Origin of the sequence: Evansella sp. AB-P1, assembly GCF_029688925.1 — a bacterium.
GTDB lineage: Bacteria > Bacillota > Bacilli > Bacillales > Salisediminibacteriaceae > Evansella.
Genome location: NZ_JARUKY010000007.1, coordinates 98,639 through 113,724 on the forward strand (window position 1 = coordinate 98,639; position 15,086 = coordinate 113,724).

15 protein-coding genes are annotated in these 15,086 nt (G+C 35.1%); all 15 read right to left on the minus strand.

Annotated elements, in window-relative coordinates:
- Position 1 precedes the first annotated feature (1 nt).
- The gene (trpB, locus tag QA612_RS08785) at positions 2-1,825 is read right to left on the minus strand and encodes a tryptophan synthase subunit beta (RefSeq protein WP_278283420.1); all 1,824 of its coding nucleotides are present in this window, start codon (positions 1,823-1,825) and stop codon (positions 2-4) included.
- Entirely contained in the window at positions 1,815-2,600 is a 786-nt protein-coding gene (trpC, locus tag QA612_RS08790) for an indole-3-glycerol phosphate synthase TrpC (protein WP_481804429.1), read from the minus strand. The genes trpB and trpC overlap by 11 nt, the downstream gene beginning before the upstream one ends.
- Positions 2,597-3,613: an anthranilate phosphoribosyltransferase gene (trpD, locus tag QA612_RS08795; protein ID WP_278283421.1), complete on the minus strand. Its 1,017-nt coding sequence runs from the start codon at positions 3,611-3,613 to the stop codon at positions 2,597-2,599. Before trpD ends, trpC begins: the two co-directional genes overlap by 4 nt.
- Positions 3,610-5,118: an anthranilate synthase component I gene (gene trpE, locus QA612_RS08800; RefSeq protein WP_278283422.1), complete on the minus strand. Its 1,509-nt coding sequence runs from the start codon at positions 5,116-5,118 to the stop codon at positions 3,610-3,612. The genes trpD and trpE overlap by 4 nt, the downstream gene beginning before the upstream one ends.
- 320 nt (positions 5,119-5,438) lie before the next feature.
- Positions 5,439-5,822, minus strand: a complete 384-nt coding sequence (aroH, locus tag QA612_RS08805) for a chorismate mutase (protein ID WP_278283423.1) — start codon at positions 5,820-5,822, stop codon at positions 5,439-5,441.
- A gap of 3 nt (positions 5,823-5,825) precedes the next feature.
- Entirely contained in the window at positions 5,826-6,914 is a 1,089-nt protein-coding gene (aroB, locus tag QA612_RS08810) for a 3-dehydroquinate synthase (RefSeq protein WP_278283424.1), read from the minus strand.
- Positions 6,914-8,086 (minus strand): chorismate synthase, encoded by a 1,173-nt coding sequence (gene aroC / locus QA612_RS08815; RefSeq protein WP_278283425.1) that lies wholly within the window; start codon positions 8,084-8,086, stop codon positions 6,914-6,916. Before aroC ends, aroB begins: the two co-directional genes overlap by 1 nt.
- Before the next feature lie 276 nt (positions 8,087-8,362).
- A complete protein-coding gene (locus tag QA612_RS08820) occupies positions 8,363-9,133 on the minus strand; it encodes a CheR family methyltransferase (protein ID WP_278283426.1) in 771 nt (256 codons plus the stop codon).
- 162 nt (positions 9,134-9,295) lie between these two features.
- On the minus strand, positions 9,296-9,739 hold the full coding sequence (gene ndk, locus QA612_RS08825; protein WP_278283427.1) for a nucleoside-diphosphate kinase: 444 nt from the start codon (positions 9,737-9,739) through the stop codon (positions 9,296-9,298).
- 267 nt (positions 9,740-10,006) lie between these two features.
- Positions 10,007-10,978: a heptaprenyl diphosphate synthase component II gene (gene hepT, locus QA612_RS08830; RefSeq protein WP_278283428.1), complete on the minus strand. Its 972-nt coding sequence runs from the start codon at positions 10,976-10,978 to the stop codon at positions 10,007-10,009.
- Between the two features lie 14 nt (positions 10,979-10,992).
- Positions 10,993-11,850: a menaquinone biosynthesis protein gene (locus QA612_RS08835; RefSeq protein ID WP_278283429.1), complete on the minus strand. Its 858-nt coding sequence runs from the start codon at positions 11,848-11,850 to the stop codon at positions 10,993-10,995.
- Entirely contained in the window at positions 11,831-12,451 is a 621-nt protein-coding gene (locus tag QA612_RS08840) for a UbiX family flavin prenyltransferase (protein ID WP_278283430.1), read from the minus strand. The genes QA612_RS08835 and QA612_RS08840 overlap by 20 nt, the downstream gene beginning before the upstream one ends.
- On the minus strand, positions 12,442-13,308 hold the full coding sequence (locus QA612_RS08845; protein WP_278283431.1) for a UbiA-like polyprenyltransferase: 867 nt from the start codon (positions 13,306-13,308) through the stop codon (positions 12,442-12,444). Before QA612_RS08845 ends, QA612_RS08840 begins: the two co-directional genes overlap by 10 nt.
- A gap of 213 nt (positions 13,309-13,521) precedes the next feature.
- A complete protein-coding gene (locus tag QA612_RS08850) occupies positions 13,522-14,232 on the minus strand; it encodes a demethylmenaquinone methyltransferase (RefSeq protein WP_278283432.1) in 711 nt (236 codons plus the stop codon).
- Positions 14,233-14,236: 4 nt separating this feature from the next.
- Complete coding sequence (locus tag QA612_RS08855; RefSeq protein WP_278283433.1) at positions 14,237-15,055, minus strand: heptaprenyl diphosphate synthase component 1; 819 nt, start codon at positions 15,053-15,055, stop codon at positions 14,237-14,239.
- Positions 15,056-15,086: the final 31 nt, after the last annotated feature.

Here is a 15,086-nt window from a genome sequence, read left to right on the forward strand (position 1 = left end):
CTTATTCTCCCCCTAACACTTCCTGTATCGTATGAACATCTTTATCACCACGACCAGATAAACAAACGAGTATTGTATCTTCAGTAGATAACTCCTTTGCTCGTTTAAAAGCAAAAGCTAAAGCATGGGCTGATTCAATTGCTGGTAAAATTCCTTCTAATTGGCATAAGGTTTGCAAGGCATCCAATGCCTCTTGGTCAGTTATAGATTCATAGGTTACTCGTCCTAAATCTCGTAAATAAGCATGTTCCGGTCCAATACCAGGATAATCGAGGCCAGCAGATATAGAATATGGTTCAATGACATTCCCAGATTCATCCTGAAGCAAATAAGATAAGGAACCATGTAAAACACCTTTCACTCCTTTTGTGAGAGTTGCAGCATGCTCTGTCGTTTCCGTTCCTTTTCCAGCTGCTTCTATTCCTGTTAAACGAACATTCTCTTCTATAAAGGGATAAAACATACCGATTGCATTGCTTCCTCCACCAACACATGCAATAATCTCATCTGGTAGCTTACTTGTCTCTTCTACAAATTGATTTTTACTCTCTCTACCAATGACAGATTGAAATTCTCTTACCATCTTAGGATAAGGGTGTGGACCGACGGCAGACCCAATTAGATAAAATGTGTCATTCACGTTTGTAACCCAGTAGCGAATTGCTTCATTTGTTGCATCTTTTAATGTTTTACCACCACTAGTAACTTTAATCACTTCAGCGCCTAATAGTCTCATGCGGAAAACGTTTAATTCTTGGCGTTTCATATCCTCTTCACCCATAAATACTTTACAGCTTAGTCCGTACCTAGCAGCTACCGTTGCTGCTGCAACACCATGTTGTCCTGCTCCAGTTTCTGCTATAATCTGATCCTTCCCCATTCGTTTTGCTAATAATGCTTGAGCAATGGCATTATTAATTTTGTGAGCACCTGTATGGTTTAGATCCTCTCGCTTGAGATAAATTTGGGCTCCACCTATAGATTCTGAAACACGTCCAGCCTTCGTCAATGGAGTAGGTCGCCCTGAATAACGTTCCCACTCCCTGTGCAATTCTTTAAAGTAACTTTCATCATTCATTACCGCTTCAAAGGCTTTTTCTAATTCTTCTAAGGCATACATTAACGTTTCAGGAACATACCGTCCACCAAATGCTCCGAAACGACCTAATGAATCAGGTGCCTGATAACTGTTCTTTACTTTCATAACCATATCCATCATCTTCCTCTCGTCTTTTTGTTCTTCTGTTTCAATACCTGATGATACATCGATGCCTAATGGATGAAAGTTTAATAGCCCTTCTATATTTTCTACCTTTACTCCACCAGCAATAAAGCAAGGAACACATTGTCTCGTTGCTTCTTGTGAATACAAAGGAATCGTATCCCAATCAAATCTAATACCAGTTCCGCCCCAAGAGTCCTCCGTTTTCGTATCTACAACATAACCATCAGCAATGTCATCATATTGAAGCATAAGATCTACACCTTTTGCATGATGGTGGATAGTTTTAAATACAAGACAATCTACTTCATTTTTTAACTCTTTTAGTATTTTGGGTGATTCAATTCCGTGACATTGAATGACATGAAGCTTGCAATCGTGTGCAATTTCAATCATTTTTTCTATAGATTCATTTACAAAGACTCCTACAAGCCTTTGATTTCTTTTATATGGATACTGTTCTATCCATTGCTTCACTTCGTTTGGATGAACTTGTCTTTTACTTTGTGCAAAAATAAAGCCAATATAATCTACACCACTATCTACCGCTTTATAATAGTCATCATAAGACCTATTACCACAGAATTTGAGACTAGGCTTCATGGTTATCCTCCTGAAACCATTCAGTTAAAATTGATTTTTTATTGTCATTGATCATAAAAGCTTCTCCTACTAATAAACCATTAACATGAATTTCACGTAAGTAATCGATATCTTGTCTCGTTTGGATACCACTTTCACTAATAAAAATCACATCATCAGGTATATGGTCTGCTAATCTTTTTGAAGTTTCTAACGTTGTTTTAAACGTTTTTAAGTCTCTATTATTCACACCAATCATTTTTGGCTTTGTAGCATGTAATACTTTTTCAAGCTCATCCTCATCATGTACCTCAATAAGTACATCAAGCTCTAGCTCTTCAGCAACATTCATATATTCATTTAATTGGTTTGAATCTAAAATCGCAGCAATTAAGAGAATAGCATCAGCCCCAATGGATTTTGATTGAAAGATTTGCTTCTCATCAATAATAAAATCTTTTCGAAGAATTGGAATAGATATATTTCTTTTAATTTCTGACAAGTAGGATGGATGACCTTGAAAAAACTTTTCATCTGTTAGCACAGAAATGCAGTCCATCCCAAGAATTTCATATGTCTTCGCTATTGCTAGCGGATCAAAATTCTCAACTAGTACGCCCTTTGAAGGACTTGCCTTCTTCACTTCGGCAATAATACCTAAATCTCTATTTGGCTGTAACAAGGCTTGGTAAAATGATCGTGATTCAAAATTTTCAGTTTGTTTTTCTTGTAGCTGTATCTCTTTTATTTCTTGCCTCTTCTGATTAACTATATTGTCAAGGATAGTAGACGTCATCGGGAAACTTCCTCCCTATTTATTTGTTTTAAATTTTCTAAATGGCCAAGTACGGTTTTACCTAATGCTCCCTTAGCTAGTTGTACGCCATCGGCAATGGAGGAGACACGTCCATACACGTATAGTGCTGCACCTGCATTGTACAATAGAATTGTTTCTGCTTCTGCCGGCCCTTTCAGATTAAAAACAGATTCAATCATTGCTGCACTCTCATTAGGAGAATCCACTAATAAAGCATCAATCTTTCCCCTTCTTAAACCAACATCTTCTGGGGTAATTGTATATTTATTTATTACACCGTCATTCACTTCAACTACGAAGGATGTTCCAGTTATCGTTAACTCATCCAAACCATCTGCACCAGTTACAAACATTGCCCTTTTAATCCCTAGTTCTACTGAGGCTTCTGCCATCTTTATTGCTTGATCATGATTGTAGACACCAATAAGTCTTTTAGAGGCTCCTGCTGGATTGGTTAATGGACCAAGCAAATTAAATATTGTCTTTACCCCTAATTGTTTTCGTGCCTTTCCAACATGCTTCATTGCAGAATGATAGATCGGTGCAAACAAAAAGCAAAGGTGGTGCTCCTGTAAAAATTTTAATGCATCTTCTTTATTCGTTTGAATTGGAATATTTAATGTCTCCAACACATCTGCACTTCCAGTTTTTGAAGAAACACTTCGATTACCATGCTTTGCTACAGGAACATTTAAGGAGCTTACAAGTAACGCAACTGCTGTAGAAATATTAAAGGTTCCAATTCCATCTCCCCCTGTACCACACGTATCTAATACGGGAACAGGAGGGGTTATTTGAATGGATGTTTCTTGCATTCCTTTTGCAAAACCAACAATTTCATCAACGGTTTCTCCACGATAACGTAAAATAGTTAATATTGCAGCTATTTGTTCATCTGTGACCTCACCCATTAACATATCTAAAACTAATGCTTTCGCTTCATTCACATCAAGAGTTGCTTTATTTAATAGTTTCTCCACTACATTATTCATGTTGAAACCTCCTCTGTATGAATCCGTTGCTCTGCAATTTTTATTGCATACAATAATGCTCTTGCTTTGTTTCTGGTTTCTTCCCATTCTGATTCAGGAATAGAGTCATGAACGACCCCAGCTCCAGCTTGAACCGATGCAACACCATTTTTTAAAATAATGGTTCGAATTGCAATACAAGAATCAACCGCACCATTCAGCCCACAATAAGCAATTGCCCCAGCGTAAACACCTCTTCGATCACTCTCTAATTCTTGAATAATTTCAACTGCCCTTACTTTCGGTGCACCTGAAACAGTTCCAGCAGGGTGGGAAGAGAATAATGCTTCAAAAGGGTCAATTCCTTCTCTTAATTGCCCTCTTACCTTCGTAATTAAGTGCATAACATGGGAAAAATAAGAAACAGTCATCATGTCATGGACAGTAACTGAACCAAATTCACTTACCTTCCCAAGATCATTTCGAGCTAAATCTACTAGCATTAAATGCTCTGCACGTTCTTTCTCATCTTGAATTAGATCATTTGCTAAAAATTCATCCTCTTCTTTTGTTTTACCTCTTTTTCTTGTACCTGCAATTGGATGGATTTCTAATTCTCTCGACTGATCTACTTTTACGAGCCTTTCTGGTGAACTACCGATAATTTCTTGATCTCCTAGTCTCAAATAATATAAATAAGGTGAAGGATTTACTTTCCGTAAAACTCGATATAAGTCTAACCCTGTGGAAGTGACTGGAATGTCGAATCTTTGCGATAAAACACATTGAAAAATATCACCAGCTTCAATGTACTCTTTTATATTTTTTACATCTTGGATGAAAGCTTCCTTCTCATAATTTGATTTCACACCTTCAAAAACATCATCAGATACAGGAGTATTAGCAGAAATTATTTGATTCGTTTCAGAGCCATTTCCTATTTCAATGGTAGAAAGGAGTTCATCAATTTTTTTCTTTCCCTCATAATAGCTTTCTTCTATGAAAGACTGGTTTACCTTTTGTAGGTTTATAATTGTTAATTCTTCTTTTTGATGGTCGTATGCTAAAATTGTTTCACAAAATACTAAATATACATCAGATTCACCAGATTCATTTTTATTAATTTTTCTTTCGTACAAGGAGTAGGATTCAAAGCTAAAGTAGCCTACAGCTCCTCCTGGAAAAGGAAAATCAGGCCAAATTGGAGCTACATTTAAATAATCAATACTTTCTTTCCATACTTCTTGAAAGGTAGGTTTTTTTGCATGGAGATTCCCATCCGAATCCTCTAATAGAAATTCACCATCTCTCTCAGCAAGAAATAGGTTTGGAGAAAGTCCAATAAAAGAATAATTTGACCATGCTGACACAGGGTCTTTACTTTCTAAAATAAACGCAGCTTTCTCATTGAATAATTGGAATAATTGGATTGGGGTTTTCGTATCAGCAACAATTGTCGTAGATACTGGAATCGTATCATATATTGCTGCATTCTCTTTAAAAGTTTGTAAACTTGTTTTAATCACAGTGATCACCTCTTTTTTTTGTCAGAGTGATCGATTCGAGGAGGAAGGGCGGGAAAGTGTATGATAAATAACGTCAAACAAAGGGTTTAACTAAATTAACACTTTATAGTTTTAACGTTTTAACACTTTATCTAGATAAACTAAAAGGTATATAAAAACGTCTACCGTAGAGGGCAGACGTTTATTACCGTCTTTATCGTCTCTACTCTGCTCTGCTTTCCTCTTCTCATCTCTACTCTGCTCTAAATGCTCTTACAATCTACTCTTTTCTAAATTAATGAAACCTTCACTGGCTAATCTAAACTAATCTTGTAGTCATCCTATCGTGAATTACCTTCCTTTGTCAAGCTTAAATCAGGTCTTAATTGCACCGCTTTTTCTAGATACACATGTTGAATCTCCTGAGGACTTTTATTTGTATTTAAAGTAGCCATTACACGAATACACTTTTCAAGACTATTAGGTACAGGTATTTCTTGACTACACATAACAGGTACACGATCATAGCCTTGTAATGTTCTTAAGCCTGCTGCTGGGAAAGCAGCATTTAAATCCTCCGTCATTGTAATCAGCATATGGGAAATATCATCTGGGTCAAATTTATTGGCCACTTGCATTTCCTTTACTAATCGGGCTGTTGCCGCAATGATTTCATCTCGATCATTTTTATTCACAGTAATGGCACCTCTAACTCCCCTAACCATAGCCTATTTCCCCTCTCCAATTAATTCTTGTTCTAACACTTTTTCTGACACTTCTACTAAACTGGGTTTTCCAAACTCTTTTAATAAAACAAAATGTATGGAGTGATTAAAAGATTTTTTATCCATTTTCATTTTACGAATGAGGTTCTCATTTGATACATGATTTGGAATTGTTATGTTGTACCCTAAACGTTTAAGCATAATAATATATTTTTCTGTAGGTAGTTTAATGTTAAATTTTTTCTCACTTAAGGCTAAAGCGAATACCATTCCAATAACAACTGCTTCTCCATGTGTTATTTCTCCATAGCCTAATTCTGCCTCTATAGCATGGCCCAACGTATGACCAAAATTTAAATATGCTCGAATTCCAGCTTCTTTTTCATCCTGTTCCACAATGTCTGCTTTTATTTTAATTGAACGTAAAAGCATTTCTGTCAGCAAATTCATATCCAAATCCTGAAAAGATGTGATGTTATCATTGATCCAGTCTAAAAATAGATGATCCGCTATAAAGCCATGCTTAATAACTTCAGCAAATCCAGATCGCCATTCATGCTCTGGTAAAGTAAGTAGACACTCAGGATCATATAAAACTAATGATGGGGGATGAAAAGCACCAATGAGATTTTTACCTATTTCATGATTAATCCCCACTTTTCCTCCAACACTGCTATCATGCGCTAATAGAGTCGTAGGCATTTGTACAAAAGGAATACCTCTCATATATGTAGCTGCAACAAAGCCAGCTAAATCACCCACTACCCCTCCTCCAAGAGCAATAATCATCGATTTACGATCTAAATTATACTCGAGAGCAGCCGTTAATACATTTTCAAATTGATTAAATGATTTTGCCTTCTCTCCATGTGGTACGATGACAGACTCCACTTTCGTTCCTACTGGAAATGATTTCACCACGTCATCTAAAAATAATGAAGCTACTTTATCATCAGTAATAATTAAATAACTAGTAGGTTTATTCTTAACATTTTCTTGTATATATTGATACGCCTTTTTCCTACTTCCAGGATCAACAATAACAGCGTATGAGTGTTTTGAAGCTTTAATTTTTAAACTGGAGTCTGTCATTAAAAATTCCTCGCTTTTTCATTAAAGTCCTCTAAATTCTTAATGATCTCTCCTAATGTGTCTGATCCAAATTTTTCTAAAACTGCAGTTGCTAGTTCCCAAGCAACCGCCGCTTCACATACAACAGCTGCTGCAGGGACAGCACAGCTATCTGAACGTTCAATGCTTGCAGAAAAGGTTTCTTTTGAATCGATATCTACACTTTGTAATGGCTTATATAAGGTTGGAATTGGCTTCATTGCCCCACGGACCACAACTGGCATCCCGTTTGTCATTCCACCTTCAAAGCCACCCAGACGATTCGTTCTACGATAAAACCCTCTTTCTTCGGAATATAATATTTCATCATGGACTTGACTCCCTAAAAGTCTAGCTGCCTCAAACCCAATTCCAACCTCTACTCCTTTAAAAGCATTTATACTCATAACAGATTGGGCTAGTTTCCCATCAAGTTTTCGATCGTAGTGAACGTGACTCCCAAGCCCGATCGGTAAATTAACAGCAACTACTTCCACTATTCCACCGATGGAATCTCCATTTTCCTTTGCTTCATCTATTGCTTGTTTCATTTGTTCACTTGCTTCTGAATCAAGACAACGAACTTCAGATGCTTCCGATCGTTCTTTAAGATCCTCAATATCATTGAAGGATACTTCCGTTGCTTTTACAGAACCGATTTCTAAGACATGTCCGCATAATTGAATGTTTAATTCTTTAAGTAATACTTGGGCAACTGCTCCAACAGCAACCCTTACAGTTGTTTCTCTTGCAGATGATCTTTCTAATACATTTCTCATATCACGGTGATCATACTTAATTGCCCCGTTTAAATCTGCGTGCCCAGGGCGGGGACGAGTAATTTGACGTTTAATTTCTTGGGCATCTTCTTCAGATAAAGGGGCTGCACCCATAATTTTATCCCAATGCTTCCAATCCTTATTTTCCACATGAAGTGTAATAGGTGCTCCAGTGGTTTTACCGTGTCTGACTCCACTTGTAATACGAACACGATCCTTTTCTATTTGCATTCGTCTTCCACGACCGTAGCCCTTTTGTCTTCGTTGAAGATGTTCATTTATTTGTTCTTCCGTTAATGGTAGTTGACTTGGAATCCCTTCTATTATGGCCGTTAATTCTGGTCCATGTGATTCACCTGCAGTTAAAAATCTCATTAGTATCGACCTCTCTCTTTATCGCTTTTAAGCATTAAAATATTGTTATTTACCATTGTCTTTTATTTCTCACCGTTTTTCAAGACTTTTTATTTTAATTTTTATATTTGTTTAATAATTCTGAGTAAATAGACCTTTTAGCATGAACAGATGTCACACTTATTCCTGTAGTAAAAGCGTCCGCCATGAAAGGACGAACACCTCTTAGAAAGAATATTTTCATGCCCCATGGTGAAAGTTTTTCTTGCATCGAGGTCTACCCTGAAAATAGGTCCATTAAAGCTTCCTATAAAAAAACGTATCTTCTGATACAAGATTATATTTTTTAGGATTAAAAATTTGCTCCGTACTACCTACAAAAAGAATTCCGTCTTTTTTTAATGCATTAGAAAATTTATGATATAATTCATTTTTTGCTTCCTCAGTAAAATAAATCATAACATTTCGACAAACAATTAAATCAAAGCCAGTTTCATATGTATCGGATAAAAGGTTATGTTGTTTAAATCGAATAGGTTTTTTTATTGTGTTAGAAATTTTATACCCAATGTCCTCTTTATGAAAATAAGCATCTTTCCATTTTAGAGGAACCTCCTTTAATGAACGTTCTGAATAAAGTCCAATTTTTGCACGCTGCAATATTTCCTCATCTAAATCTGTAGCTAAAATTTCCATCTTGTCTAATGATATGTATTTATTGAGCATCATAACTAAGGAATAAGGTTCTTCTCCCGTGGAACAAGCAGCACTCCATACTTTTAGTCTAGAATTATTTGATAGTACTTTAGGAAGAATTTGCTCCTCCAATATATCCCACCTTTGAGGATTACGAAAGAACTCTGAAACATTAATGGTCATTCGTTGTAAAAATTCATTTAGTAGGTCATCATCCTGTTTAATTGCATTGTAATAGTCAAGAAAAGTAGTAAAACCTCTTTTATCACGAAGAGCTGTTAATCTACGTTTCATTTGAGCCTCTTTGTATAAGGATAAATCTATCCCAGTCTTATTGTGTATTTTATTAATAAATAGATTATAATCTGACATTCATTTCTTTTCTCCTTCTGTTTCTTTTCTATCTTTGTACCACATTTTATTAAAACAAACTAGTTTTTTTATAACATATTGTTATTTGAGAATAGAGAGATAAAAATTTGACACAAAGAAGAAGAAAAGCTACCGACTATGTCGATAGCTTTGTTTTCTAGATTATACCCATTTTGTAACTGCTTTATCATAGTTAACAAGCTCATCTTTTTTAAAAAACAGACCTATTTCACGTTCAGCACTCTCAACTGAGTCAGAGCCATGAATGATATTCATAGACATATGTACGCCAAAATCACCTCTTATGGTGCCCGGTAATGCCTCATTAGGATTTGTTTTGCCCATCATTTTTCTAGCTTCACTTATTACATTTTCTCCTTCCCATACCATAGCAAAAACTGGACTAGATGTAATAAAGCCAACTAATTCATTAAAAAAAGGTTTATCTTTATGTTCTTCGTAATGTGTTTCTGCAAGATCTTGTGAAATTGCAAGCATTTTTGCCCCAGCCAATGTAAACCCTTTCTTTTCAAATCGCGCAACTATTTCTCCAATAAGATTCCGTTGAACTCCATCTGGTTTTACCATTAAAAACGTCTGCTCCATAATAATACCCCCAATGTATGTATAGATGAATAACAAATCTTTTAGATTATATCAAATTTTCTAAAAAGTCACAATGTAATGTTACTTATGTTCTTTACGCTTCTGTAATAGAACATTATAGACAACATATATAATCTTTACACTACTGCTTTACACCTTCGTCCACGGAAGGGCTATTGAAACGAATGAAAAGACTTGTTTAAACATTTTTAATGTGTAATGGAATAACCTAAAAAAACTGAGCTTTTGCCCAGTTTTTTTAGGTTATTAAAATTTTCGATCACCTATGTAATCTGCAATTTGATGAAGTGCTTTCTTCGGACGAATGTCTGGTAATTCCTCTAATGCCATTCTCGCCTTTGACAAGTAACGATCAGCCATATCCTTAGAATATTGAATTGCTCCTGATTGTTTAATCAGTTCTATCGTTTTATTCATTTCTTCTTTTTCAATTACATTTTCATCTAAGTGATGAATAATTCTTGGTTTTAATACAGGATCATGCCACATTGCATATAGAGCAGGGAGAGTAACATTCCCTTGAATTAAATCACTACCAGCAGGCTTTCCTAACTCTTTTTCCGTTCCAACAAAATCAAGTATATCATCAGTAATTTGAAAAGCCATTCCTACATTATAACCATACCTCGCCAGTTGTTTTTCGTATGCTTTAGGAGCACCTGCAGCTAAAGCACCTAATTGACAACTGATTGCAATTAAAAGAGCTGTTTTTCTCTTTATTCTCCGAAAGTACATTCGCAGAGTTTGATTCCATTGATATTGATCTTTAATCTGTTCAACTTCACCAATACACATTTCAACCATTGCATGTGATAGAATTCGATGTATTTCTGGATTATTATAATATGTTGCTATCTCTACAGCCTTCGCAAATATGTAATCACCTGTATACATGGCAACACGATTGTCCCATTTTGATTTCACTGTTTTTTTCCCACGACGAAGTTCAGCATCATCTATAACATCATCATGAACGAGAGACCCCATATGTATCATTTCTAATGAGATAGCAATATGTTTTATTCTCTCTATGTTATATTCTCCAAATTGCCCAGAAAGCAATACAAATACAGGACGAATCCTTTTCCCCCCCGCTTTTAATAAATGCGAAGAAGCTTCCTGAAGAACTGGATGCTCAGCATCTATATTTTGTTCTATTTCTTTTTCAATTTTTCCGATATCTGATTTTAAATGCCAGTAAATATCAGTCAGTTTCATAATCGCCCACCTTGCTATACAGAATGACAATGCCTAGTGGGCTGCCATATTTCTATTTTTTCAACTTTTTTAGGTAATAGTTCCATCTTATATGCAAGATGAAAATATTCTTTTAAACCTTTAATATGACGTGCTGTTAAGTCATAATTTAACCCACTAAAATATTGATTCCAAAAGTTTTTTTTCCCACCGAATTGTTGCATGATAGATTGAATCATTTCTTGAAAATTATTTTCTATCGATTTTTCCTTACTCTTTTTGAACTCATAATATAAATATTCTAATAGAACCGGTTCCATTTCACAAGCATCTTTTCGGATAGCAAATACTGCATACGTCATTGGATAGCCAGTGTAATATTCCCAAAGTGCTCCAAGGTCATATTGATGAATCGTGGATTCTTTTGACCATGAAGTTGTAATAGCATCATCGCCTATTAAAAGACATGCATCATGTTCTGCCATCATTTTGCTATAATTCGGCTTCATCATTTCATAATTTACATCAAAATGAAAATACTCTTTTAATATAATACGAAGCAAATTTATAGATGTAGCTGAGCTTGTGGTTAATGCAATGGATTTTTTGTGTAACTGAGTAATAGGGACCTTAGAAAATAAAAAAATTGATCCGACTTCCTTAGGTGATGAGACAGAGAAATTAGGAAATATGACTAAATCATCACTATGCTCCCCATAACTAAAAGATGAAATACCACCTACTTGTATATTTCCGTGAACGATTCCATTATTTAAATCGGATGGTACTTTAGGAACAAATCCACATCCTCTACTAATAAGACTTTCTCTATCTAAATAGTAAAAGAAAGGTAAAATATTTGTATAAGAAATCTCACCTATTACCAGACTCACGATGATCCCCCCACCTTTTAAACAAGTCATGCTCTATATCTAATTGGTCTAAGACTTTTCCAACGACAAAATTTATTACATCATCCATCGTAGCTGGTTTATGATAAAAACCGGGCATGGCAGGTACTATTTGAATTCCGAGGTCACTTAATCTCTTCATATTTTCTAAATGGATTGAATGAAGTGGTGTCTCTCTTGGGACAATAATTAGCCTTCTCTTTTCTTTTATCATTACATCTGCAGTTCTTTCAAGTAAATTAGAAGAAATACCGTGAGATATTTTCGCTAATGTTCCCATAGAGCATGGTATAATAATCATTCCATCATTTTTAGCAGACCCGCTAGCTATTGGTGCAGAAAAATCTTGTTGTGTGTGGTAATGCAAATTATCAGAATGACCAAATAAATCTTTTAAACATTTATCTCTATCTTCCACGATACAATTTAGTTCATAATAAAAGACTTGCCATGCAGCTTCAGTTAAAAGAAGGTGTACACGATGCCCTTCCTCCAACAAGGTTTGTACAAAACGTACACCATAGATAGCACCGCTTGCACCAGTAATACCTACAGTTAAAACTTTTTTATTAACTACATCCATAGAAGTAAATCTCCAATCGTAAATGCTAGCATAACCATACTAATGATACCATTCATAGTAAAAAAAGCTACATTTACCTTAGATAGATCATTTGGTGATATTAGTGAATGCTCATATACCATTATTGCTCCGACAATTAATACCCCAAATAAGAAAACCCAACTTAATGGTGTAATAAACGCTAAGCTTACCATTGCTAAAAAACTAATGATATGGAATCCTCTTGCAATTAAAAGGGCCTTCGGAATACCGAAATAGCTTGGAATAGAGTAGAGCTTTACCGATTTATCGTAGTCCGTATCCTGTGTAGAATAAATAATATCAAATCCTGCAGTCCACATTGCAACACTAATAAAAAGGGCAAATGCTTCTAGGGTAAGAGTTCCTGTTGCCCCAACCCAGCCTCCGAGAGGAGCTATTCCAATTGTAATACCAAGAAATACATGGCATAGCCACGTAAACCTCTTTGTATAAGAATAGAAAACCAGAAAGAACACGGCAATTGGCAACAAATAAACGGCAAGCATATTTAATTGATAGGCAGAGATAAATAATAGTGCAAATGATATAATAATAAATACTATTGTTTCTAATTTTGATATTAATCCAGCTGGTATTGCCCTTTCTGCTGTTCTCGGATTTCGCTTATCAATTTGTGCATCAATAAGGCGATTTAATGACATGGCAGCACTTCTTGCTCCAATCATGGCTAACGTAATCCAAATCCAATCTGAGATTGGAGGCCAACCTCCATTAATTAGTAAACTTCCTAATGCTGCTCCAAGAAAGGCAAATGGTAGTGCAAATATAGTATGTTCAAACTTGATCATTTCAAGTAATATTCTAAGTTTATTCATTATAAATCCTCGCTTATAATCACTGGGTCTTTTTTATTTTTGTCCTCTGATAAATTTTATTGTTGTTTTTTTGCTGCTGGAAGCTCAAATTCTACCTAAGAGCAGCCCAAGCCGCACGAAGAAAATATGATAGCATTTTCGAGGAGTCTCGAACCATCAGCAAAAATCAAATGTCTAATATAACAACATCCTCTTTTAACATAGCCTTTTATTTTATGATTTTTTACTTGCAAAATGGGATGCAGCTACACCACCTGAATATGATTTAAAACTAACTTCATCAAAGCCGGCTTGATAAAATAATTCCTTTAACTCATTTTTCGTTGGAAATGATTGTGTTGATTCCTGCAACCATGAATATTCCTCATACCTTTTAGCAAATATCTTACCGAATAAAGGCATTATATATTTAAAATATAACCAGTACAACTGTTTAAAGCCTAATAAGGTGGGCTGTGATGTTTCTAAACATACGACTAATCCTCCAGGCTTAATAACTCGATTCATTTCTTTTAATGCAGTGAGGTAATCAGGTACATTTCGAAGACCAAAACCAATTGTGACGTAATCAAAGGTATCGTCATCAAAGGGAAGCTCCATTGCATTACCATGAATAAGATCTATTTGCGACAGTTTCTTCTCCTTCACCTTTTTCTCACCAACAGAAAGCATATTTTTACTAAAATCTAATCCAAATACTTTTCCGTTTACTCCTACCGATTCCCCTAAAGCTATTGTCCAATCGGCTGTTCCACAACAAACATCCAATGCAATGGAACCTTCCTTCACATTCATTCGCTTCATTGTATCTTTTCTCCATGACAAATGACGTTGAAAGCTAATAATGGAGTTCATTTTATCATAATTATCATATATTGATTCAAACACTTGATGTACACGTTCTTCTTTTGATTGTTGTGCCATAATCTTATCCTTCCTCCATTACCCTTTGTTCATCATAATGATTCTCTTGAAGTAGACTATCAATTCGCGTAAGGAAATATGAATTTAGCCCTTTCCGATCACGTGATAAGCTTAAGAGCTTTTGTCTAGATGCTTCAATATACTGGCCGAACTGTTGAACTAAACGTTCCTCTTGATTGAAAGAATGCTTAGTTGATTCCATTTTTCGTAAAAGATAATCTGATATCGATCCTTTTATCCCTGAATGAATCCATAAGAAGCGTTCTTTTAATAAACGTTTGTAAAAGAAAAATTCATCGACTATTTCTTTCCATTCAGTTAATTGAAAAAGGTCGGCTATATTTCGAAGAAGTATTGAGTCAATTACTTTAATATCATGAATAAAAGAATCTTCTTTAGCCTCTTGTCCAATATACACATTCATTTTGGATTCATTTATTTCCTGAATAGATTTAGCCAAAACACGCATTAACGAAACGTCATTTACAGTTGACAGAATAAAATAATACAAGCTACTGTAATAATCTCCTGCCAACACTGTTAATTGGCGCTTTTTTTTCAAAGTATCATTTTCTAAATTGTTAACAGTTACTAGTTCATGAGTATCTAATGCAGCTTGTACGAGAGTCGTTGTTACTATACAGTGGCTTATGTAGGAAGAATCCAATGTTTTATCTTTTAACATTAAGTATAAGAAAGTGGCTTGATCTTCATCAATTAACGGATCTTCTAAATATTTTTGTAAGTATGAATGTTTTACTTCCGAAAAAAAACTTTCAATAATACTATTTAATTCATCGTTGTAATAATAATCAGTTGCCATTCATAGATCCCCCAACACTTAATTCTCGTCT